This window comes from Bacillus sp. KNSH39 (assembly GCF_052656585.1).
The window spans coordinates 504,669-527,956 of sequence record NZ_JBQXYO010000001.1; the positions used below are offsets into that span (position 1 = coordinate 504,669).

General features: G+C 36.1%; 20 protein-coding genes and 1 pseudogene. 13 read left to right on the forward strand and 8 right to left on the reverse strand.

Translation table 11 applies throughout. The annotated features are described in order from the left end of the window. Nucleotides 1–57 precede the first annotated feature (57 nt). From ACUL40_RS02605 to ACUL40_RS02615, 3 genes are read right to left on the reverse strand one after another with little or no spacing between them, the layout of a single operon-like run. Nucleotides 58–2,286, reverse strand: coding sequence for a transglutaminase TgpA family protein (locus ACUL40_RS02605; protein WP_065211622.1), 2,229 nt, complete (start codon nucleotides 2,284–2,286; stop codon nucleotides 58–60). Then, on the reverse strand, nucleotides 2,283–3,497 hold the full coding sequence (locus ACUL40_RS02610; protein WP_000827536.1) for a DUF58 domain-containing protein: 1,215 nt from the start codon (nucleotides 3,495–3,497) through the stop codon (nucleotides 2,283–2,285). The genes ACUL40_RS02605 and ACUL40_RS02610 overlap by 4 nt, the downstream gene beginning before the upstream one ends. Further along, nucleotides 3,497–4,459 (reverse strand): AAA family ATPase, encoded by a 963-nt coding sequence (locus tag ACUL40_RS02615; RefSeq protein WP_001135810.1) that lies wholly within the window; start codon nucleotides 4,457–4,459, stop codon nucleotides 3,497–3,499. The genes ACUL40_RS02610 and ACUL40_RS02615 overlap by 1 nt, the downstream gene beginning before the upstream one ends. Before the next feature lie 504 nt (nucleotides 4,460–4,963). Between ACUL40_RS02615 and ACUL40_RS02620 the strand changes: the two genes are divergently transcribed. The 4 genes from ACUL40_RS02620 to narI are packed head-to-tail and all read left to right on the forward strand — an operon-like array spanning nucleotide 4,964 to nucleotide 11,369. Then, nucleotides 4,964–8,647, forward strand: coding sequence for a nitrate reductase subunit alpha (locus ACUL40_RS02620; protein ID WP_065382200.1), 3,684 nt, complete (start codon nucleotides 4,964–4,966; stop codon nucleotides 8,645–8,647). Next, nucleotides 8,637–10,112: a nitrate reductase subunit beta gene (gene narH / locus ACUL40_RS02625; protein ID WP_065382201.1), complete on the forward strand. Its 1,476-nt coding sequence runs from the start codon at nucleotides 8,637–8,639 to the stop codon at nucleotides 10,110–10,112. The genes ACUL40_RS02620 and narH overlap by 11 nt, the downstream gene beginning before the upstream one ends. 19 nt (nucleotides 10,113–10,131) lie before the next feature. After that, nucleotides 10,132–10,662 carry a nitrate reductase molybdenum cofactor assembly chaperone gene (gene narJ / locus ACUL40_RS02630; RefSeq protein ID WP_000814216.1) on the forward strand — a complete coding sequence of 177 codons (531 nt, stop codon included), beginning with the start codon at nucleotides 10,132–10,134 and terminating at the stop codon, nucleotides 10,660–10,662. A 17-nt stretch (nucleotides 10,663–10,679) separates the two neighbouring features. Beyond that, nucleotides 10,680–11,369 (forward strand): respiratory nitrate reductase subunit gamma, encoded by a 690-nt coding sequence (gene narI / locus ACUL40_RS02635; RefSeq protein WP_000969213.1) that lies wholly within the window; start codon nucleotides 10,680–10,682, stop codon nucleotides 11,367–11,369. Nucleotides 11,370–11,505: 136 nt separating this feature from the next. Here the strand turns inward: narI and ACUL40_RS02640 are convergent, their stop codons facing one another. Further along, nucleotides 11,506–12,198, reverse strand: coding sequence for a Crp/Fnr family transcriptional regulator (locus tag ACUL40_RS02640; protein ID WP_000013865.1), 693 nt, complete (start codon nucleotides 12,196–12,198; stop codon nucleotides 11,506–11,508). 278 nt (nucleotides 12,199–12,476) lie between these two features. Here ACUL40_RS02640 and moaA point away from each other — a divergent pair, with 278 nt between their 5' ends. The 9 genes and pseudogenes from moaA to ACUL40_RS02685 all read left to right on the forward strand — a co-directional run bounded on the left by moaA (nucleotide 12,477) and on the right by ACUL40_RS02685 (nucleotide 20,127). Next, nucleotides 12,477–13,490: a GTP 3',8-cyclase MoaA gene (moaA, locus tag ACUL40_RS02645; RefSeq protein WP_000545004.1), complete on the forward strand. Its 1,014-nt coding sequence runs from the start codon at nucleotides 12,477–12,479 to the stop codon at nucleotides 13,488–13,490. A gap of 17 nt (nucleotides 13,491–13,507) precedes the next feature. After that, entirely contained in the window at nucleotides 13,508–14,521 is a 1,014-nt protein-coding gene (locus ACUL40_RS02650; protein WP_001158123.1) for a molybdopterin-synthase adenylyltransferase MoeB, read from the forward strand. Nucleotides 14,522–14,562: 41 nt separating this feature from the next. Then, on the forward strand, nucleotides 14,563–15,852 hold the full coding sequence (locus tag ACUL40_RS02655; RefSeq protein ID WP_445422967.1) for a molybdopterin molybdotransferase MoeA: 1,290 nt from the start codon (nucleotides 14,563–14,565) through the stop codon (nucleotides 15,850–15,852). A 44-nt stretch (nucleotides 15,853–15,896) separates the two neighbouring features. After that, nucleotides 15,897–16,367: a molybdopterin synthase catalytic subunit MoaE gene (moaE, locus tag ACUL40_RS02660; protein ID WP_000149962.1), complete on the forward strand. Its 471-nt coding sequence runs from the start codon at nucleotides 15,897–15,899 to the stop codon at nucleotides 16,365–16,367. Next, nucleotides 16,364–16,597 (forward strand): molybdopterin converting factor subunit 1, encoded by a 234-nt coding sequence (gene moaD, locus ACUL40_RS02665; protein ID WP_000573688.1) that lies wholly within the window; start codon nucleotides 16,364–16,366, stop codon nucleotides 16,595–16,597. The genes moaE and moaD overlap by 4 nt, the downstream gene beginning before the upstream one ends. Before the next feature lie 80 nt (nucleotides 16,598–16,677). Beyond that, the gene (gene narK / locus ACUL40_RS02670) at nucleotides 16,678–17,847 is read left to right on the forward strand and encodes a nitrate transporter NarK (protein WP_000841841.1); all 1,170 of its coding nucleotides are present in this window, start codon (nucleotides 16,678–16,680) and stop codon (nucleotides 17,845–17,847) included. A gap of 274 nt (nucleotides 17,848–18,121) precedes the next feature. Next, nucleotides 18,122–18,250 (forward strand): annotated as a pseudogene (locus ACUL40_RS02675) (PspC domain-containing protein); the annotation flags it as partial. A 305-nt stretch (nucleotides 18,251–18,555) separates the two neighbouring features. Next, on the forward strand, nucleotides 18,556–19,473 hold the full coding sequence (locus tag ACUL40_RS02680; protein ID WP_445422966.1) for an AEC family transporter: 918 nt from the start codon (nucleotides 18,556–18,558) through the stop codon (nucleotides 19,471–19,473). A 234-nt stretch (nucleotides 19,474–19,707) separates the two neighbouring features. After that, nucleotides 19,708–20,127, forward strand: coding sequence for an STAS/SEC14 domain-containing protein (locus tag ACUL40_RS02685; RefSeq protein WP_072770268.1), 420 nt, complete (start codon nucleotides 19,708–19,710; stop codon nucleotides 20,125–20,127). A gap of 186 nt (nucleotides 20,128–20,313) precedes the next feature. On the opposite strand, the gene ACUL40_RS02690 is transcribed toward ACUL40_RS02685, so the two are convergent. From ACUL40_RS02690 to nirD, 4 genes are read right to left on the reverse strand one after another with little or no spacing between them, the layout of a single operon-like run. After that, nucleotides 20,314–20,787 carry a precorrin-2 dehydrogenase gene (locus tag ACUL40_RS02690; RefSeq protein ID WP_000282587.1) on the reverse strand — a complete coding sequence of 158 codons (474 nt, stop codon included), beginning with the start codon at nucleotides 20,785–20,787 and terminating at the stop codon, nucleotides 20,314–20,316. After that, nucleotides 20,780–21,490 (reverse strand): sirohydrochlorin chelatase, encoded by a 711-nt coding sequence (locus tag ACUL40_RS02695; RefSeq protein WP_000676471.1) that lies wholly within the window; start codon nucleotides 21,488–21,490, stop codon nucleotides 20,780–20,782. Before ACUL40_RS02695 ends, ACUL40_RS02690 begins: the two co-directional genes overlap by 8 nt. Next, nucleotides 21,487–22,911 (reverse strand): uroporphyrin-III C-methyltransferase, encoded by a 1,425-nt coding sequence (locus ACUL40_RS02700; RefSeq protein ID WP_139846911.1) that lies wholly within the window; start codon nucleotides 22,909–22,911, stop codon nucleotides 21,487–21,489. The genes ACUL40_RS02695 and ACUL40_RS02700 overlap by 4 nt, the downstream gene beginning before the upstream one ends. A 58-nt stretch (nucleotides 22,912–22,969) precedes the next feature. Continuing rightward, nucleotides 22,970–23,287 (reverse strand): nitrite reductase small subunit NirD, encoded by a 318-nt coding sequence (gene nirD, locus ACUL40_RS02705; RefSeq protein WP_000581982.1) that lies wholly within the window; start codon nucleotides 23,285–23,287, stop codon nucleotides 22,970–22,972. Between the last annotated feature and the right edge of the window lies 1 nt (nucleotide 23,288).

Here is a 23,288-nt window from a genome sequence, read left to right on the forward strand (position 1 = left end):
GTCTCAAAGAACAATGTAGTTCTTTGAGACGTTTTCTTTAAACTCACATTTTCAAGATTAAATAACTGTATCAAAGCCATCTGATTTAGGTAGAGAAGCTGCTTTTTTCATAAGCACTTCCCATAAGTGTACAGATTTCTTCCATTCTTCTGCAGCCTGCTCCTGTTTATACATAGCGTTCTCATAACTGGCAGTAAGTTGTTGCATATCGGCCGAGTTGTAAAGTGTATCGATATGGAGAGCGTATTCTCGGAATGTTTGACTTTCACTCCGTGGTATGCCAATTCTCGCAAATTGTTTTAAAAGTGCACCGTAAGCTTTTTGATAAACAGCATCATTTTTTCGGTATTTATAGAAATGAATAATAAGAAATGTCATCCAGTTCATTCTAGTGGTGAAGAGAATGTATCCTATAATACTAATTAGTATCGTAGAGAGGAATACGTACCACCAAGAAAAACTAGTTTTAGAATTTGTGACCTTTTTAGTAGAAGCTTCTTCTGTATTTTCTATTAAACTTTTAAGTTTTGCTTCATTATTTCGTTGTTGTATTTGCTCGTTATTAGAATTATTTGCTTCGCTATTTTGTGAAATAGGAGCAGGCGTATTATTTATAAAATTATAGGGATTGGTAAATCCTTTTGTTGGTTCGAATGGAATCCATCCGTATCCTGGGAAATATACTTCGACCCAAGAGTGTGCGTTATCGTTCGTGATTGTATAAACATCCGCACCTTCTGCAGAGGCAAGTGTATTGTCAAGAGTTCCTTCTGTATAGCCTTTTACCCAGCGAGCAGGAATCCCGGCAGAACGAAGTAGTACAATCATAGACGTCGAAAAATTATTACAGTAGCCGCTTTTTGTATCGAAAAGGAATTGATCTACATAATCTTGGCTTTTGGCAGGGAATAAGACATTCGTTGATTCGTATGTAAAAGAGTTGTCTGTGAAGTAATTTTCAATAGCTAATACTTTATCATATCGGTTGTCTTTATCATTTGTAAGATTGACAGCCAAGTCTTTTACGCGCTGTGGTAATGACTCGGGAAGTTGTGTGTACTTTGTCATAAAATAAGGGTTTGTTTCTTGACCTTCATTTGTTTTTACAGCTTTCAAGTTTTCTATGGAAAACTCAGGGATCTCATATGTTACTTTATACGAATGTAAAGTAGTAGAAGAGTCTTCATTCATTGTATAAATTTTTTCTGAAAACGGGTCAACACTGTATGATACATCAGAAGAAGCCTCAACTGATACTAATCCTGCTGGATAGGTAAGGTGAGGGTAACTTTTTTGCATGGTAATTGTTGCCTCAGTCGTTTCCGTTTTTGTATTTTGTTCGTACCAGCTTACGACGTCGTTTTTATTTTTAAAAGAAATCTTTTTCGGATTTTCAGAAATTCCCCAGCCTTTTCCTGTATAGAAATCTTTTGTTTCTACTCTCCAATAGTGTTTGTTTTGCGTTCGTGCTGTGAAAACAATTGTAGGATCCGCCTTAAAAGGACCACCTAATCGCGAGTCATCTAAACCATACCCAATTGTAGAAACTTTTTGTTCTTTACTTGCTTCAGATGTGTTGAATTTTAAAAAATCCATTGGGTTTGGCCATTGAGGGCCAAATTTTGGAGCAAAGTATGCGATGGTTACTAATAATACAATAAATATTGTAAGTGGTCTAAGTAATTTTGAGATTTCCCTAGCATAATTTTGTAAGTGTTCACGCTCTTTTATTCGTTCTACTTGAAGAAGACTAAGCATAAAAAATCCGATGACAACAGTTCGAATAATAGCGTAGTTTGCATTGTATAAATGTAAGTTATGAAAAGTTGCGATATAAATAATAGTCAATACAAGAAATAGAAACCCACGTTTTTTATGAATAATCCAAAATGAAGTGAAAGAACTCAAAAACCAAAATGAGAGAAAAAATAAAACCGTCGGAAAAACTGGAGAAATATCTAGTAAATTCCCTTGGAAAAATAGGGAGGAATTTCGAGACATATCAGAAAAGAATGTTGTTAGCCAAGATGGATTTATAAAAGCATTTTTATAATATAGGGAATGAATGATAAATAGGACTGTGACAATTTTTATTGGAATCTGCCACCTCGTCTGAAAAAAAGAGAGAGCGAAGCAAATTCCTATAAATGTTACGAAAATATCTAATCTACCTACATTTGTAATGCCTATAAGAGGTCTTAGCCATTCTAGTAAAAGAAGAAATACACATGCATGCATAAAGAATCTGTTCGTATCCCACTTGTATTTTGTTTGTAATGTTATCATTTGCTCACCTCAAAAAACACGTTTGTATACCGGTTTTCATAAACCGTGTTTACAAATATTTGTCGTTTTTTTAGAGTTTCTATTATACTGATTTCTCGGTGTGAAAGTTGATTCGCTTTTTCTTTCACGACAAAAACCATACATTTTCTATTTTTTATAGCAGCACAATCAGCCGCCTTTTGAATATCGGGAGAAAGATTACTGGTCACGAGTATAACCGTGACGGGCTCATAAATTTTTCTTAGTTCCATGTCTACACTCTGGGAGAGCGGGAATACACTGTCTGCTTGCACTTTTGCTAAATGACAAAGGATTTGTTGTAACTGCGTATCTCCATTGTCTAAAGGGAAGATAGTTTGTTCTTTTCCGATAGACACGAATGATGCTGGTGAATTTTGTTTCAAGACAGCCCTTACGATAGAGGCAGTAAATGTGACGACTGATTCGAATAGAGGAGACTCAGTTCTGTCTATGAATATCATGACATTATGGCTGCGCTGCTGTTCAAACTCTTTTGTCATAATATTGTTTGTTCGTGCAGTTGCTTTCCAATCAATCCATGAAAAGCGATCACCAGGTTTATAGTCTCTGACACCGACAGAGATTGTAGAGTCTTTTGCTGAATTTATATTTGCTGAAAGCGCTCCTTGTTCGAAATGATTTTCCAATTGTCGATATGCTATATCTACATACTGGGGATAGACTAAAAATGTATCTGGAACTGAAAAAGTTACTTCTTTCTCTATCATACCGAATAAATCGCCAGTTTTGACACGAACGCTTGAAAAAGTGTGCTCGCCTCTAGGGATTGTGTCAATAACATATTGAAACGAAATATTTCGTTTCAATCCTGGGAAGAGTACTACCTTATTCATCTTTGTTTGTTTACAACTTATAAATTGTGGTGGCAGTTCATCTTCTATAACTAAATAAAGTAAGGGGAAAGGAAGTTTTCTTTTTATTGTAATCGTGCTTACAAATTGTTCTCCTACTACATATCCATTTTGGTTTGTTATTCGTTTTACTTCAGCGTCCCGTAAAGCGTAGAAGGGGAGTAGTAGCGAATAAAGAGCAATGGGAATTATGCTGTAAAACAAAAACCAACTGACAAACCCGCCTTGAAACATAGCGTACATAAATGTTAAGACTAGGCATAAAGGGAGTAGCAATAACTTCATAACGTGATATAGCGCTCGCAGCATTCGTTTCATCAAGGGTTCATCGTCCTTTGAGTAGGCACGGTAGTTCGTGCAACGATTTTTGCGATAACTTGTTCGCCAGTTATTCCTTCAAATTTTGCTTCCATTTTTAGAATGAGTCTATGTGCTAAAACGTAAGGAGCTAAAAATTTAACATCGTCTGGAATAACATAATTCCTGCCATGGATAAATGCATAAGCTTGTGAAGCTTTCATTAAAGCAATCGAGCCACGTGGACTTGCACCTAACTGTATAGAACTGTACGTACGAGTCTGATTAACAAGCTTTACAATGTAATGCTTAATTGCTTTGTCCATACTTACTACCCGTACGCTTTGTTGTAAATAAAGTAATTCTTGTATTGTAGTAATGGTTTGTAATTGAGAGAGTGGATTTGTTTTTTCCATCCGGTTTAAAATTTCAAATTCTTCCTCTGGTGTAGGATATCCCATTTTTAGTTTCAATAAGAAACGATCGAGCTGAGCTTCTGGTAGAGAATATGTTCCTTCATATTCGACCGGATTTTGTGTAGCCATGACAAAGAACGGTTTTGGTAAAGGTCTTGTAATGCCATCTATTGTAATATTGCCTTCTTCCATACATTCAAGTAAAGCAGATTGTGTCTTTGGAGATGTACGATTAATTTCATCAGCAAGTACAAAATTCCCCATAATTGGTCCAGGCTTGAACTCAAATTGGAGCTCTTTCGGATTATAAATAGAAACTCCTGTTACATCTGACGGCAATAAATCAGGTGTAAATTGAATTCGCTTATAATCAGCATCAATGGATTTAGAAAGAGCACGTACTAGCATTGTTTTCCCGACACCAGGAACATCTTCTAATAGCACATGACCTTCAGCTAAGAGAGCTGTCAAAGCTAAGATTGTTTCTTTTCGTTTTCCGACCATTATTTTTTCAATATTATTGATTATTTTTTCTACAGTGGGATGTAATGAATCAAGCTGGGGCATCGTAATCCTCCTAATGTTATTATCGTTTTCTAATCAATTTAGTGGACATATTTCTAATTCTATATGTAGATAGTAAAGGTCTAACTTAAATTCTGAGAATATTCAGATTATTTATTTCAATTACATCTAGTATAATTGTTTCCGTAACTAAGGGCAATACAGTAAATAATGATTTGTAGTTTTATGTAAAATAAGACTCGATATAAAATAATAACATTGGGAAAAATATTTTTACATACAATTTATACTCTTTTCCTTATGGCAGTTTTGAAATAATATCAAAACTCTTTTTCTTTTGCAAAATAGTCGATACCTCAAAATACTATTCTCCTAATAATTACGATTAACCATAACCTTTACAACGGAACAAAAGGTTTTCTCACAAACTTATTTTCTACTGAATTTTTGACAATCTCTTGAACTGTGCGAAATGTCACATCTGCATTTTACAACTTCTCTTATAGTAAGGGTATGTAAGAGAGACGTATTAAAGGAGTGAACAGTATGAAGAAAAAACCTTCAGCACTAATGAGACGTTTAAAATATTTTTCACCAATAGATCGATATAACGATAATCATACACAAGAAACATATGAAGATCGCGAATGGGAAAATGTGTACAGAAAGAGATGGCAACATGATAAAGTAATCCGCTCTACACACGGTGTGAACTGTACTGGTTCATGCAGTTGGAATATATATGTGAAAGATGGAATTGTAACTTGGGAAGGGCAGGAGCTTAATTATCCAACGACAGGTCCTGATATGCCAGATTTTGAACCACGAGGATGTCCACGTGGAGCAAGTTTTTCTTGGTATATCTATAGTCCACTTCGTGTGAAATATCCGTATGTACGTGGTGTTCTATGGAGTATGTGGCAAGAGGAACTAAAAAATAACGAGTCACCACTAGATGCTTGGAAAAGTATTGTGGAAAACCCTGAAAAAGCATGTAAGTATAAGCAGGCGCGTGGTAAAGGTGGATTTATTCGTGCGAATTGGGATGAAGTATTACAACTCGTTTCAGCTTCTCTACTTTATACAGTAATTAAATACGGGCCAGATCGAAATGTTGGCTTTTCACCAATTCCAGCTATGTCGATGTTAAGTCATGCAGCTGGTAGTCGCTTTATGCAACTTATGGGTGGACCAATGCTTAGTTTCTATGATTGGTACGCAGATTTACCACCAGCTTCTCCGCAAATTTGGGGTGATCAAACAGATGTACCAGAAAGTAGTGACTGGTATAACTCTGGTTACATTATGACATGGGGTTCAAATGTACCGATGACGAGAACACCAGATGCTCACTTTTTAGCAGAGGTTCGATATAAAGGAACGAAAGTCGTTTCTGTCAGTCCTGACTTCGCTGAATCTACAAAGTTTGCGGATGATTGGATTAGTGTGAAACAAGGTACAGATGGTGCACTTGCGATGGCAATGGGGCATGTGATTTTACAAGAGTTTTACGTAGATAATCAAGTGGAATATTTCACAAAGTATGCGAAGCAATATACTGATTTTCCTTTCTTTGTCACATTGAAACAAAAAGGAGATCAATTCGTTGCTGATCGTTTCTTAAACGCTGCTGATATTGGACGCGAAACGAAGTTAGGAGAATGGAAACCTGTTCTTTGGAACGAGAACACGAATGATTTTGCAACACCTCATGGCACAATGGGCTCACGTTGGGATAACGAAAAGAAATGGAACTTGCGTTTAGAAGATGAAGAAACAGGTGAAAAGATTGATCCACGTCTTTCTTTACTTGGAATGGAAGAATCGATTGGAACTGTACAAATTCCGTACTTCTCTGATGATGGAAACAAAGTATTAGAATGTACAATTCCAGTGAAAAAGGTTATGACAGAAGAAGGCGAAGTGTTCGTTACAACTGTATACGACTTAACGTTAGCAAATTACGGTGTGAACCGAGGGCTCGGCGGACAAGAACAGAAAGACTTCAATGATGATGTACCATTTACACCTGCATGGCAAGAGAAAATAACAGGAGTGAAACGAGAGCTAATCATTCAAATCGCTCGTGAGTTCGCACAAAATGCTGTGGATACGAACGGTCGCTCAATGATTATTGTCGGAGCTGGTATTAACCATTGGTTTAACTCAGATACGATTTATCGCGCAGTTTTAAATCTTGTACTTCTCGTCGGAGCACAAGGAGTAAACGGCGGTGGTTGGGCGCATTACGTTGGTCAAGAAAAATTACGACCAGCGGAAGGGTGGCAAACAATCGCGATGGCAAAAGATTGGCAAGGGCCACCGAAATTACAAAATGGTACATCCTTCTTCTATTTCGTAACAGATCAATGGCGTTATGAAGATACACCTGTTGGACATTTAGCATCACCAGTGGAAGGAAACTCTCGTTATCAACATCATGGTGATTACAACGTATTAGCTGCACGACTTGGCTGGTTACCTTCTTATCCGACATTTGAGAGAAATGGAATTGAATTATATAAGGAGGCTGTTGCTGCTGGTGCAACAACGCAAGAAGAAATCGGAAAATATGTTGCACAAAAATTAAAAGAAAAAGAACTGAAATTTGCGATTGAAGATCCAGATAACAAAAACAACTTCCCGCGCAACTTATTCGTATGGCGTGCGAACTTAATTTCAAGTTCCGGTAAAGGACATGAATATTTCTTAAAACATTTATTAGGTACAACAAACGGGTTAATGAATGACGACAGTGATTCATTACGACCAGAAGAAATTAAGTGGCATGAAGAAGCGCCAGAAGGGAAGCTTGATTTACTCATTAATTTAGATTTCCGTATGGCTGGAACAGCACTGTATTCTGATATCGTATTACCAGCTTCAACTTGGTACGAAAAACATGATTTAAGTAGTACAGATATGCATCCATTTGTGCATCCTTTTAATCCAGCAATCGGTTCACCGTGGGAAGCACGCTCTGACTGGAATATTTTCACTTCACTTTCTAAAGCTGTGTCAGATTTAGCAAAGAAAATAGATCTTGAACCAATGAAAGAAGTTGTTGCAACACCACTTCTTCATGATACACCGCAAGAATTAGCGCAACCACTTGGCAAGATTAAAGATTGGAGTAAAGGTGAATGTGAACCAATCCCGGGTAAAACGATGCCACAAATTCATGTTGTTGAAAGGGATTATAAAACGATTTATGACAAAATGACAGCACTTGGACCAAATGCCGGAAAACAACCGATTGGTACGAAAGGGATCTCTTGGTCAGCAGAAAAAGAGTATGAGCAATTAAAGAGCAAATTAGGAGTTGTTCGAACGGATACTATTGCGAAAGGTTGCCCAGACATTAAAGAAGCAATAAATGCTGCTGAGGCAGTATTAACACTTTCTTCTACAACAAATGGTCATATGGCTGTAAAAGCATGGGAAGCACTTGAAAAACAAACGGATTTAAAACTACGTGATTTAGCAGAAGAACGTGAAGAAGAATGCTTCACATTTGAACAAATTACAGCACAGCCAAAAACAGTAATTACTTCTCCAGCCTTTACAGGTTCTGAAAAAGGTGGACGCCGTTACTCACCATTTACAACAAATGTGGAACGTCTTATCCCTTGGAGAACGATAACTGGTCGACAATCTTTCTACTTAGACCATGACATGATGAAAGAATTTGGTGAAACGATGGCAACATTTAAACCAATTCTGCAACATAAACCGTTCCGTAAATCACGGCCCGAAGTAGAAGGGAAAGAGATTACACTAAACTATTTAACACCGCATAATAAGTGGTCGATTCATAGTATGTACTTCGATTCATTACCGATGTTAACGCTATTTAGAGGTGGTCCAACTGTTTGGATGAATAAAGAGGACGCTGCTGAAGCGGGTGTTGCAGATAATGATTGGATTGAGTGCTTTAATCGTAACGGTGTTGTTGTAGCGCGTGCTGTTGTAACGCATCGTATACCGAGAGGAATGGCATTTATGCACCATGCACAAGATCGTCACATTAACGTACCTGGTACGAAATTAACAAGTAACCGCGGGGGAACACATAATAGTCCAACTCGAATTCACGTAAAACCGACACATATGATTGGTGGATACGGTCAATTAAGTTATGGATTTAACTATTATGGTCCGACTGGGAACCAGCGCGATTTAAACGTTGTAATTCGCAAACTGAAGGAGGTAGATTGGCTTGAAGATTAAAGCACAAGTCGGAATGGTAATGAACCTAGATAAATGCATCGGCTGCCATACTTGTAGCGTAACGTGCAAAAACACCTGGACAAATCGTCCAGGTGCTGAATATATGTACTTCAATAACGTAGAAACAAAACCTGGAATTGGTTACCCGAAACAATGGGAAGATCAGGATAAATATAAAGGCGGCTGGGAATTGAAAAATGGTGAAATTCAGCTGAAATCTGGTTCGAAAATGAAACGTCTTATGAACATTTTCCACAATCCAGATCAACCAACAATTGATGATTACTTTGAACCTTGGAATTATGATTATGAAACATTAACAAATAGCCCACAGCGTAAACATCAACCAGTTGCTCGTCCGAAATCAGCAATTACAGGCGAATTTATCGACAAAATTGAATGGGGTCCAAACTGGGAGGACGATTTAGCAGGCGGACATATAACAGGATTACAAGATCCGAACGTAAAGAAAATGGAAGAAGAAATTAAAACAGATTTTGAAAACGTCTTTATGATGTATTTACCACGCATATGCGAACATTGTATGAATCCATCGTGCGTATCATCTTGTCCATCTGGTGCAATGTATAAACGTGAAGAAGACGGGATTGTACTTGTGGATCAAAATGCATGTCGTGCTTGGAGATTCTGCGTATCATCTTGTCCATATAAAAAAGTGTATTTTAACTGGCAAACGAATAAAGCTGAAAAATGTACAATGTGTTTCCCACGTATTGAGGCTGGTATGCCAACAATTTGTTCAGAAACATGTGTAGGACGTATCAGATATATTGGGGTAATGCTATATGACGCTGATAAAGTAAAAGAAGCAGCGTCTGTTGAAGACGAAAAAGATTTATATGAATCTCAGCTTACTGTTTTCCTAGATCCAAATGATCCAGAAGTGGCAGCTGAAGCGAAAAAACAAGGCATTCCTGAAGAATGGATTAAAGCGGCACAACAGTCACCAATCTATAAAATGATTATCGATTGGAAAATTGCTCTACCTCTTCACCCAGAGTATCGTACAATGCCAATGGTTTGGTATATCCCGCCGCTTAGCCCAATTATGAATATGGTGGAGGGAAAAGGTAGTAACTGGCAAGCAGAAGAGATTTTCCCTGCTATTGATAATATGCGTATTCCAATTCAATATTTAGCGAATTTACTCACTGCAGGAGATGAATCACATATTCGTCTTACATTGAAAAAAATGGCTGTTATGCGAACGCATATGAGAGCAATGCAAATTAATAAAGAACCAAATGAAGCTGTATTAAAAGAACTTGGCTTAACGAAACAGGATGTAGAAGATATGTATCGTCTTCTTGCTATCGCAAAATATAAAGATCGTTTTGTTATCCCGACATCTCACAGAGAACAAGTTGCAGATTTATATAGTGAACAAGGAAGCTGTGGTTTAGCATTCGCAGGTGGTCCAGGCTCTTGTATGACAATTTCTTAAATAAAGGGGGCAGAAAAATATGAAACAAAGTTTACAAACTGCTTTTTCTTGTTCTTCATTCCTTCTCTCCTATCCTGAACTAGGGTGGAGGGAAGCTTTAACTGAATTACTAGAAGAGATTGAAGCGATTGAACAGGACGATGTTAAAGCTTCACTTGCAACATTTATAAAACAAGCGCTAAATAAAACGAATGATCAATTGATTGATAGTTACGTATATACATTCGATTTTGGTAAGAAAACAAATATGTATCTTACTTATATGAACACTGGTGAACAAAGAGAAAGAGGTATTGAATTACTGGAGTTAAAACAGCATTATAAAAAATCAGGTTTTGAAGTAACAGATAAAGAATTACCTGATTATTTACCGCTATTGCTTGAGTTTTTTGCAAATGCAAATGAGCAAGACAGTGAACCAATTATGAGTAAATACAAGGAAAACATACAAGCATTACACGTTCAGTTAAAAGAAGCAGGTAGTATGTATGAACCAATTCTTGCGGCTGTTCTACTCGCTATCGATACATGGGGTGTACAGACAAATTAGAAAGGAGAGTTGTTAAAATGATGGATCAATTTCTATGGGTATTGTTTCCCTATATCATTTTTGCAATCTTTATCGGTGGACATATTTTTAGATACAACTATGATCAATTTGGATGGACATCAAAATCTAGTGAACTATTAGAAAAGAAAATGCTCCGAATCGGAAGTCTATTATTCCACTTTGGGATTATGTTCGTAATTGGCGGTCATGTTATGGGGATTTTAATTCCAGAAGCTGTATACCGTTCAATAGGTATTTCTGAGCATATGTATCATGTAGTAGCAATTAGTTTTGGGCTTCCGGCAGGTGTTGCTTCTATCATCGGTTTAATTATATTAACGTACCGCCGCGTAACTGTAAAACGTATCATTGCAACGAGTACAAAGGGAGATTATATTGCGCTTATTTTATTACTTATCGTAATGCTAGCAGGACTTTCTTCAACATTTTTAAATATCGATTCAAAAGGATTTGATTATCGTACAACAATTGGCCCTTGGTTCCGAAGCCTCTTTATTTTCCAACCGAAAGTTGAATATATGATGGAAGTACCAGTATGGTTTAAAATTCATATTCTTGCAGGGATGGGTTTATTCGCAGTATGGCCATTTACAAGACTAGTACATGTATTTAGTGCCCCAATTAAATATGTAAGCCGTAGTTATGTAATTTACAGAAGACGTATTCCTAATGAATTGAAAAAATAATACTGCTGTAAACGGATAGGAGCTAATGGTTAAAACGAAACGAGGTCTAATATGGAAGGCCTCGTTTTTGTTTACAGAGGGAATAACCGTTAATAAATGGCTTAAATTGAAAAAAGATTAGCATCTAAATAAGATGCTAATCAATGCTACAAACAGAAGCAGAGCAATCTTCACAAGCAATTTCACATTTTAAAAATTGTAAATCGTGGATTGTAATCTTTCCTTTATGAATTGAAATTGTACCTTGCTTTTTTAATTCATTTAACATTCGATTTACACTTTCACGTGAAGTTGCACAGAAATTAGCAAGTTCTTGATTTGTTAATGGTAAATCGATGAGAATCCCATTTTCTTTTAATATACCGTAACTATTTGTCATTCGTATAAGGGTAGAATACAGGGCACCTTTTTTGCCGTGTAATACTAAATCTCGGAACTTCGTTTGCATTCTTCTTAAATGTTCACTAATCCATTTCATAAATTCAAATACGAGTGCAGGTTTTTGGAGTAATGCTTTTTCTAATGCTTCACGCTTTATAACGCCTACTTCCACATCCTCAAGACATTTTGAATTTAATAAGTATTTCGCATTGTCCGTGAACAATGTTAATTCTCCAATAATGTCATATTCTGAACAAATTCGAAGTGTTAATTCTTGTCCGTCAGCACTTAGTTTACTAATTTGTACTTTTCCTGAGTGGATGATATAGAGCTCTGTTGCCTCCATACCTTCTTGAAAAATAAAACTACCTTTTTTAATTTGCATTTTATATTCAACAGATGCAAGTAATTCTTTTAAATCTTGAGATAATGTCATACTGTTTGCCACAGTGATCACCTTTCTTCTTATAAGCAATACATTTCCTATTTTGAGTGTAAATATGATGAAAATGCAAGAGCTATTTTAAAAATAATGTAAAATTTCAATGACCGTAAAGAGTATGTCCTGAAGATGTGAACAAAATACGAACGGATTTGTGAAAAGTTTTTGAATGGGGAAAGTGATGTGAGAAAAGTCACATTGAATATGTAGCTTCTTTTTTATAATAAAGGCAAATAAAAAAATGAAAGCTTACTAAGGATTGCAGCAGAAAAGAAGGGATAGAGATGCACGAGAACATAAAAGATTCTTTAAAGCGGCCACTTCAAGATTTACGTATTTCAGTTATTGATCGTTGTAATTTTAGGTGTACATACTGTATGCCTGCTGAAGTGTTCGGACCTGATTACGCTTTTTTAAAGGAAGAGCTTTTATTAACGTTCGATGAAATAGAAAGGTTAGCGAGATTATTTATAAGTATGGGAGTTAATAAAATTAGGCTTACTGGCGGTGAACCTTTATTGCGTAAAGACTTATCGACGTTAATTGCAAGACTTACAAATCTAGAAGGCTTACAAGATATTGGACTCACAACAAACGGAATTCATTTAGCAAAACAAGCTAAGGCGCTAAAAGAAGCAGGATTAAAGCGTGTGAATATTAGTTTAGATGCAATAGAGGATCATGTCTTCCAAAAAATTAATGGAAGAAATGTAAGTACGAAACCTGTACTGAAAGGAATTGAAGCAGCGAAGGAAGCTGGATTAGAAGTAAAGGTAAATATGGTCGTAAAAAAAGGGATGAATGATAGTCAAATTCTTCCTATGGTTCGTTATTTTAAAGAACAAGAAATACAGTTACGTTTCATTGAGTTTATGGATGTAGGCAGTACGAACGGATGGAACTTTGAGCAAGTCGTTACGAAGGAACAATTAATAGAGAAAATTAATCGTGTATATCCAATTGAGCCCGCTCAGCCTCGTTACTTTGGAGAGGTTGCGAAATTGTATCGATATGTAGGGAGTAATGCAGAAGTGGGATTTATTACTTCTGTTTCTGAGTCATTTTGTTCTTCTTGTACGAGAGCACGTATTTCGGCAGATGGTAAGTTTTTTACGTGCCTATTTGGAGAAAAAGGAACGGATTTGCGAACGCTTCTTCGAGAAAATATTTCTGATGCCTCACTATTAAAAATTTTACAACATACATGGCGATATAGAACAGATCGATATTCAGATGAAAGAACGGTTGAGAGTGCAAGTAAACGTCCAAAAGTTGAAATGTCTTACATTGGTGGATAGTGAAAGGAGGATTTCTTATGCAAGAGCGTTATTCAAGACAAGTGTTGTTTTCTGGAATTGGTGAAATGGGACAAAGAAAAATAAGAGAAAAGCATGTGCTCCTAATCGGTGCGGGTGCACTAGGGGCTGCGAATGCAGAAGCACTCGCTAGGATGGGAATTGGGAAATTGACAATTGCCGATCGTGACTATGTCGAATGGAGTAATTTACAACGGCAACAGTTATATACAGAAGAAGATGCAAAACAATGCAAACCAAAAGCAATTGCAGCGGCAGAACATGTAAGAAAGATTAATTCTGAAGTGGAAATTGTACCAGTTGTAATGGATGTCACAATGCAAGAAATAGAAGAGTTAACAAAAGAAGTGGATCTCATTATAGATGCCACTGACAACTTCGATACGCGCCTACTTATAAATGATATTTCACAAAAAGAAAATATACCTTGGATATACGGTGGATGCGTTGGAGGTTACGGTGTAACGTATACAAGTCTTCCAGGAAAAACACCATGTTTTCGCTGCTTAATGGATCATCCGATGGGCGGTGCAACATGTGATACAGCGGGAATTATTCAGCCAGCTGTACAGATGGTTGTTGCTCACCAAGTGACAGAAGCAATGAAAATATTGGTGGATGATTTCGAGACGCTACGAGGAACAATGTTATCATTTGATATTTGGAACAATCAATTTCTCTCATTAAAAGTAAATAAACAGAAAAAAAGTACATGTCCATCTTGCGGAAATACACGTACGTACCCAAGTTTAACATTTGAATCACAGGTGAAAACGGAGGTGCTATGCGGACGGAATACAGTTCAAATCCGTTCAGGAATAAAGAGAGTTCTAAATTTAAACGAAATTCAAAAAAGATTACAAAAAATTGTACATGTCCAAAAAACGCCGTACTTACTATCATTTCTAATTGATGAATATCGTTTTGTTTTATTTACAGACGGTAGGGCATTTATTCATGGGACAAATGATGTGAAAATAGCAAAACGATTGTACGCAAAATATATAGGATGAACAGAGAGAGTTTCCCCCTTATTAAAACGAGGTGAAAAAGAATGTTAGCAAAACGTATACCGATTCCAGTGGCAGAAGCAGTTGCACGAGTAATGAAATATGCTCATCAAGGTGAAACAGAAGAGGTTTCTCTTATAGAAAGTTACGGAAGAGCGCTTGGAGAAGATGTTATTGCAGATCATGATGTCCCGCATTTTGATCGCTCTCCGTACGACGGGTTTGCGATTCGATCAGAAGATACGAAAGAAGCAAGTAGTAGTAACCCTATTCAGTTTGAAGTAATTGGTGAAATTGGAGCAGGGGTTGTTTTTACAGAAGAAGTGAAAGCATTTCAAGCTGTCCGTATTATGACAGGAGCCGCAATTCCGAGAGGGTGTAATGCGGTTGTTATGTTAGAACTAACGGAAGGATTTGAAAAAAACGAAAAGACTTATATGACATTAAAACGCTGTTTCACAGCCGGTGATAACATTTCTTTTAAAGGTGAAGATGTAAAACAAAATACTATCCTTGTGAAAGAAGGGACTGTTATTAATCCTGGAGTAGCAGCACTTCTTGCTACGTTTGGTTATAGTACGGTATATGTTATAAAACAACCAGTGATTGGAATTGTAACGACGGGTAGCGAACTGCTTGAAGTACATGAAAAATTAAAGCCAGGGAAGATTCGAAATAGTAACTCCTATATGATAGCTGCTCAAATTGAACGAGCAGGGGGGATTGTACAGTATTATGGGCAATTCGCTGACGATTTTGAGACGTGTTATAACACTGTAAAAAAGGCGATAAAAGAAGTTGATATATTAATTACAACTGGTGGTGTTTCAGTAGGAGACTATGACTATTTACCTGCCATCTATGAGAGATTACGAGCTAATGTACTTTTTGACAAAATAGCGATGCGACCAGGAAGTGTGACAACTGTAGCTGAGGTAGAAGGAAAATTACTATTTGGTCTATCTGGTAATCCTTCTGCTTGTTATGTCGGTTGTGAATTATATGTTAGACCAGTGATTGGAAAATACTTGCATAGGGAAGATTCGCACATATATCGTGCAGAGGCAATTTTACAAAAAGACTTTCCGAAAGCAAACCCATTTACTCGTTTTATAAGAGGGAGAGTGGAAATTGTAGATGGGCAATTACAAGTTACACCAGTTGGTTTAGATAAATCTAGCGCAATTTCTTCACTTGCAGAAGCGAATGCATTTATCGTTTTGCCAGGGGGAACGAGAGGATTTAAAGCTGGAATTACTGTTTCGGTACTGTTATTAGAATCAAACAACGGAAGTGAGTGGCCGTGGGAAGAGCCGCTTCGATCATACAAGTAATAGAAAAATAGGTTGCTAACTTATATAAAGATAAGAGGTGCAAAATGACACATACGTATTATGAAGTAATTGATACACCTATTTCAATTGAAGAAGTTACAAACAAAGTAATTCGTCGTGAGTGTGGTGCGGTTACTACTTTTATTGGTACTGTTAGAGAATTTACGAAAGGTCGACGTACACTTTGTTTAGAGTATGTAGCTTATAAGACAATGGCGGAGAAACAGCTTGAGAGAATTGGCACTGAAGTAGGAGAGAATTGGCCGGGGATATATGTCGCTATTACACATCGCATTGGTACATTACAAATTTCTGATCTTGCTGTTGTCGTTGCTGTTTCTACACCACACCGGAAAGCTGCCTATGAGGCGAACGAATATATTATGGAGCGTATTAAACAAATTGTTCCAATTTGGAAGAAAGAGTTTTGGGAAGATGGTGAGTCATGGATAGGTGATCAGTTAGAGAGGGTAACATATGCAAATGGTGAGCCTAGAAAGGAGATGAGAATATGATTGAAGTGCTATTATTTGCACATTTACAGGAAGAAGTAAGTAAGTCGTCATTGCACATAGATTGTGAAAATATTACAGTTGCGAAGCTGAAGGAAGTACTCATTAAGAAATACAACATAGCAATTTCAAACGAGATTATGGTCGCGATAAATGAAGAGTATGCAAATGAGAATGACATCATTCAAACTGGCGATATCGTAGCAATGATTCCGCCAGTAAGTGGTGGTTGATTCTTTTCAGCCTAATCATGTTAGGACGTGATTAGGCTGGAGAGAATGAATATAACTATGCATACATAGGAGGGAACAGGATGAAAAGTCCTAATTTTCAATTAAGTTTACAAACTTCTAATCTAATTATCGGTTTTATGGTATGGGTCATTTTATCATCATTAATGCCTTATATTAAAGCGGATATTCCATTAACTGCGGGACAAATTTCTATGGTCACAGCAGTACCTGTTATTTTAGGCTCTATTCTTCGTATTCCAATTGGTTATTGGACGAATCGTTTCGGAGCAAGAAAATTATTCTTTATTAGTTTTATTCTATTATTATTTCCTGTTTTTTATATTAGTGTTGCCAATTCTATGATGGATTTAATTATTGGTGGATTATTTGTAGGAATCGGTGGTGCTGTATTCTCTGTAGGAGTAACTTCTTTACCAAAATACTTTCCGAAAGAGAGTCACGGTTTTGTAAATGGTATTTACGGTGTCGGTAACGCCGGAACAGCAATTACTTCGTTTTTAGCACCTGTCATTGCAACTTCAGTTGGCTGGAGAACGACAGTACAATGTTATTTAGTTTTACTTGCAGCGTTTGCACTTATGAACTTTTTATTAGGTGATCGTAAGGAGAAAAAAGTGAATACACCACTAATGGAACAAATAAAAGGTGTATATAAAAATGAGAAACTTTGGTTTTTATGTATCTTTTACTTTTTAACATTCGGATCATTTGTCGCATTTACAGTATACTTACCAAACTTTCTAGTATCTCACTTCGGATTAGAGAAAGTAGATGCAGGTATGCGGACAGCCGGATTCATCGTACTCGCAACAATTATGCGCCCGATTGGTGGTTGGCTCGGTGATAAGTTTAATCCATTTAAAATATTAATCTTCGTATTTATCGGTTTAACACTTTCAGGTATTATTTTATCGTTTATGCCAAGTATGAACGTGTATACATTTGGTTGCTTACTAGTAGCATTTTGTGCAGGGATTGGTAATGGTACAATCTTCAAACTCGTTCCAATGTATTTCTCAGAACAAGCTGGTATTGTAAATGGTCTCGTATCAGCTTTAGGTGGACTAGGAGGATTCTTCCCACCGCTAATTTTAACATTACTATTCCAATTAACAGGTCATTATGCAATTGGATTTATGGCGCTATCAGAAGTCGCACTTGCTTGTTTAATCATTACAGTATGGATGTATAGCCAAGAGAAATTGTTAGTGATGTTAAAGAATCATTAATAAGGAAAAAGAACCATCCCAAAGTATATTGGGATGGTTCTTTTAGTAATAGGCTTCAACATGTTTTTATTGATATCTCAATAAACGCTCGTTTTCTATAAGAATGTGTTTTTAAAATGAAAAACAGAAGGCTTATGGAATTTTATTTTAAAATATAGAAGTCAAAAGTTATTCATTTAAAGGGTAGATTAGTGAAGGAAATCTTAAATCTATTCTAAAGATCGAACTCATTTTTAGAATGCAAATATTTAATTGAATCGGGATGTTTAGATGAAAAAAATATAAGTCCACTCAAGATAAACAAGTATCAGGTGTGTTAGGTGGTTTAAGCGACAAGTATGGGATTGATGTAAGTATTCTTCGCATAGTAACTGCAGTATCAGATTTTTTTAGGGCCAAATTTTTTGGTAAGGCTAACGGATATTGTGAAAAAAGTACTACACTAAAGAATACAGTTTAGTTCAATAAGATAAAATTATGAATTTGTATAAATAATCCATAATTTTCTTTATGAGTTATATTTGATATGTTAAAGAAAAGAGAGGGGAGGGAAATGAAATAAAATAAGAATTTTTGATGAGCATTTTCATATTATCGATTTCAGTTTTCTGATTATTGAGAACTAAGGGTGTTTTCCGATGAATGAAATGTGTCCACATTTAGTAAAGCGTTTAATCCAACTAAAATATATTTAGAATGAGGTTTTAAATGTTTGTATTTATTATATTAGACGTAATATTACCGATATTAATATTGATGCTAATTGGTGCAATCTTACAAAGAAAGTTCCAATTTAACTTAAAGCAGCTATCTACACTTATTACTTATTGCTTAATGCCAGCGGCTGTATTTGTGAATATATATGATATTCGTATAGAAACAGGTTTGTTGCTCCAGATAATATACTATTTAATGCTTTATAGTCTGAGTCTGATCATAGTAAGTCATTTCATTTCAAAAATATTAAAGTTAGAAAAAGGAGAAAGTGCAGCTCTAAAAAATAGCATTTCGTTAATGAATTCCGGTAATTATGGGTTACCGGTAAGTCAATTGATTTTCAGTCACAATCCAGTGGGGGTTTCCATTCAAATTTTTATTGTTATTTTCCAGAATCTTTTAACTTATTCATATGGGATATATAACTTACTATCAGCAACAAAAACAATCGGAGGTATTATTCAATCATTTCTAAGACTGCCTGTATTTCATGCACTCGTATTAGGGGTTTTCTTTCAATCTTTTACAATTCAAATACCTAATTCTATCTTTATTCCTCTTAATCAGCTTGCGAATGGTTTTGTTGCAATAGCACTCATATTGCTAGGGGCACAATTATCTAACATTAAACTTAATTTTTTCCATCGAGTCATAACATGGGCTTTAATTGGAAGGTTACTGATGGGACCATTATTAGCACTTGCCGTAATATACATACTAAACATCGATGGTATTGTTGCACAATCATTATTTATTGCAAGTTCTTTTCCTACTTCAAGAAATACATCAACCATTGCTATGGAATATCAAATAGAGCCTGAATTACATGCACAAATCGTTTTATTTTCAACACTTTTCAGCACTATTACAGTAACTGTCGTTATTTATTTGTCATATATTTTGTTTTGAATATACGTGTTAAAACGAATAGATTTGAGGCGGTAAATGATGGCGGAAATCCCATAGATATGAGAAGAAAACAGTCTATGATATATTGGGTATCGTTTACAATTGTACCATGTCTGATAATCAAGTAGCTTAGCGAAAAAAGACACAATTTCGCTTATAATTGACGTTACATGAGCTTAGTTTGATAGCGGTGGGGTGGGAGTGTCAAGTAAGAAATTTTTCTTTATTGATTTTATGCGGTTTTTCCGCAAAATTGTAACTAAGGGGGATTCCAAGTTGAGTAAACAGAATATCAGCACAACAGTTTCAGGAGATATAATTGTTACCCATCTAGTTGGCAATATAAAAACAGATGATGTGTATGAATGGTTTAATGTTTTTGAGCAGGTTTGTCAGCAATTCATTTCTGAAGGGCGGAAATACAAATTGTTGGTGGATAGAAAAGGATACACGCCAAATCATTTTTCTGTTCAAAAAGTATGGAAAGAGAAGTTCTTCAATGAAATCATTTTGAATAACAGTAAGGCAATTGCATTTCTCCTTGAAGAGGGGGAGATAATGGATTATTTACAACAATCTAATACGAAAGAATCTGTGAGATTTTTTGATGATTATGAACAAGCGCTAATTTGGTTGAATGAATATCCAATATAAAACCTGTATTGAAGCAGTTGCTCTCAAGCAACTGCTTTTTTGTCCGTAATTGTTGCCGTTATTTTTCTTCACAGATTCTTGTCCAATTGTTTGTCTGATCCTAAAAAACGAAACTAAAGCAAAAAGAACAAACGCCTCTAAAAAACGTTTGTTCACAGTTAATTACTATTTTAGCTAAGTGATAGATTACATTTTATGAGTACGAGAAAGTCTTTTTATAAGTTTAGGAAGGACAGAAGTTAATTCCTGTTTCATACGCTTCGTAAACGATGGGTCCATACCTGAAGTCGAAATAGTGACAACATATTCATCATTTCGTATGACGCCAGGTGTGTGAAACGATGATGCTGTACCATCACTTACAACGTTAACCCACTGGAACTCATGAGCGGCCTGTTTGACCATCATATTTACAGCATGTTGATTTGTAGCTGCATAAATTAGATGAGCATCTTTAATATCATCATTACTAAAAGTTTTTTGCTTCCAAGTAATATAAGAAAGTTCCTTCATTTCCTCGCAAATTTCTGGGCTGACAACAGTGACGAAAGCGCCTGTATCTTTTAATCCAGACGCTTTTCGATATGCAATTTTACCTCCACCAATGATAATGACAACTTTATTTTGTAGATTAAACATAAGAGGGTACATGTTATACATATATGCATTCCTCCATTCGTTCTAATAATGTTAGTTTCATATATGTATCAAACTGAAGACAGTTACAGGGCGTAACATGATTATATTTTTTTGTATGCAATTTAATTTTTTGAAGTAATAATCCGGTAAAGAGAAGGTACGGCATGACATATACATGGGACGCAGTCGATGTTATAGCCTTGAGCTCAGCAGCAAAAGAGGGAGTTCCTTTCGTTAAAAAGGAACAGGATACTGGCATACCAAGTTTTCGTTCGACAGCTGCTCCGATTTGTTGTAATTCATGTATCGGTTGTGGATCACTACTGCCTCGCCCTACGAGTAAAATACTACTACCTTGCATTGGCATAGCTTCACGTATTCTTTTCACTACAAGTTCCACCATATGTGGATGTGTACTAAAAGGAGGTACAACTGAAAATGTTATTTGTGGATATTTCTTTTGTAGTTGTTCTATTTCAAAAGGAATATCACGTTTATAGTGAGCTGCTGCAAATAATAAAACAGGTACAATCATTATTTCAGTTACTCCCTCTATTATCGTTTCTGTAACTGCATCCGAAATAGTAGGTGTCGTTAGTTCTAGAAAAGCTATTTTTTGAATTCTTTCGTTTCGCTCTTTCATAACAGATTGAATAAATTGAATGAATTGTTCATTACCTTCTTGTAGCCGGCTTCCATGTCCAACATATACAATTCCTTTCATTGTCTCACCATGTCTTTCTTCATAAGAGTTTCTTGTAATTGATGATCTACGTTATGAAACCCAACTTTATTTGCATAGTGTAAAGTTGGAACGTCGGTATACGAGAATGGGAGAGTAAGAATATTGATAAAGCCAAGGCGTTTTATTTCTGCTAGAAACGTATCAATAGAAGCACGACCTTCAAATACAATGCTATCCCATGAGAATTCAGAAAGAATACGTGAATGAATTTCATCGAAGCGATGATCAATTGTGTACTCATGAGTCATCATATAGGAACCAGCACCAATTTTTTCTTGAATAACAGCAATTCGGTTAATGTTTCGTCCTAAATAAATCGTTGAATTCGAAGAAAATTGCGCAGGTTTACTGAACAATCCATATTGCATGAGCTTTTCTTGAATAGAAAGGTTCATATACTGAAGTTCTGCCTGTAAGGAACGAATATCTTTATGATATTTACTGCATGATTGCATTAAGATGTCTACACTGTCAGCGGAACAAAATACAAGACGATCAACGTTAAAAATCTTATTGATTTGTTCAGAGGTTACTGTGTATTCTTTCTTTTTGAAAGTTGGAATTTGATATATTTCTGCACCGGACTCTTGTAACTTTTGCTTTATTGCGCTTTTTTTATTTGTTGCAGCTGCAAATAAAACTTTCTTGCCGTGCAATGGTTTACGTTCTTTCCAAGAGATTTGATTCCGCAAAGTAACAACATCACCAACAATTGTCATAGAAGGATTAGAAATATTTTCGTTTTTGACAATAGAAACAATGGTAGACAGTGTCCCTGTGACAACGCGCTGTTTACCAGTTGTACCCCATTCAATGACTGCTACTGGCGTATCTTCTTTTTTTCCTGCTTGTAGTAAGTTTTCACAAATTGTAGGTAAGTTTTTTATACCCATGTAGTAGGCCATCGTGTCGCTATTGTGAGATGAATTATATTTTCCATGATCGGTTAAGGGACCTTTTGCATGTCCGGTTAATAAAGTGACACTATTACTGTAGTCACGGTGGGTGAGGGGAATACCTGCATAGCTACTAGCGGCGATGCTAGATGTAATGCCTGGTACAATTTCATATGGAATATTTGCTGCTGCTAAAGTTTCTGCTTCTTCACCAACACGGCCAAAAATAGATGGATCTCCGCCTTTTAATCGGACAACAATTTTGCCCTCTTTCGCAAATTGAAGAAGGTGTGCGTTAATTATTTCTTGTCGCATAATATGATTCTTTGGCATTTTTCCGCAATACATAAGTTCACATGTTTGTTTTGTATAGCTAAGAAAGAAAGGGTTTAGTAAACGGTCATATAAAACAATATCTGCACGTTTTAAACACTCTATCGCTTTTTTTGTAATAAGCCCTTCATCACCTGGTCCTGCACCAACTAAATATACATATCCGTTCATAATTGCACCTCATCAATTTTTATTTAAAAGGAAGCCAGAGGAGGCTTCCTTTCGAAAATTACATGTATAAATAAATGTCACCGTCAATAACTTCTACTTCGTATGTTTGAATACAGCCGTCATCAGGTTTTTGAACTTCACCTGTTAGTAGTGAGATTTTCCAATCATGCAGTGGACAAAAGACGAATTCTCCAGACACAATCCCTTCTGCTAACGGTCCGTTTTTATGAGGACAACGATTTTCTACAGCTCGAATATCGCCATTTGAAAGGCGGAATAGGGCGATAGACATACCTTTCATTTGCACTTCTTTACCGATTTGAATAGCAAGATCTTCCGCACGCATAACTTTTATTTTTTCTTTCGTGTGTATCATT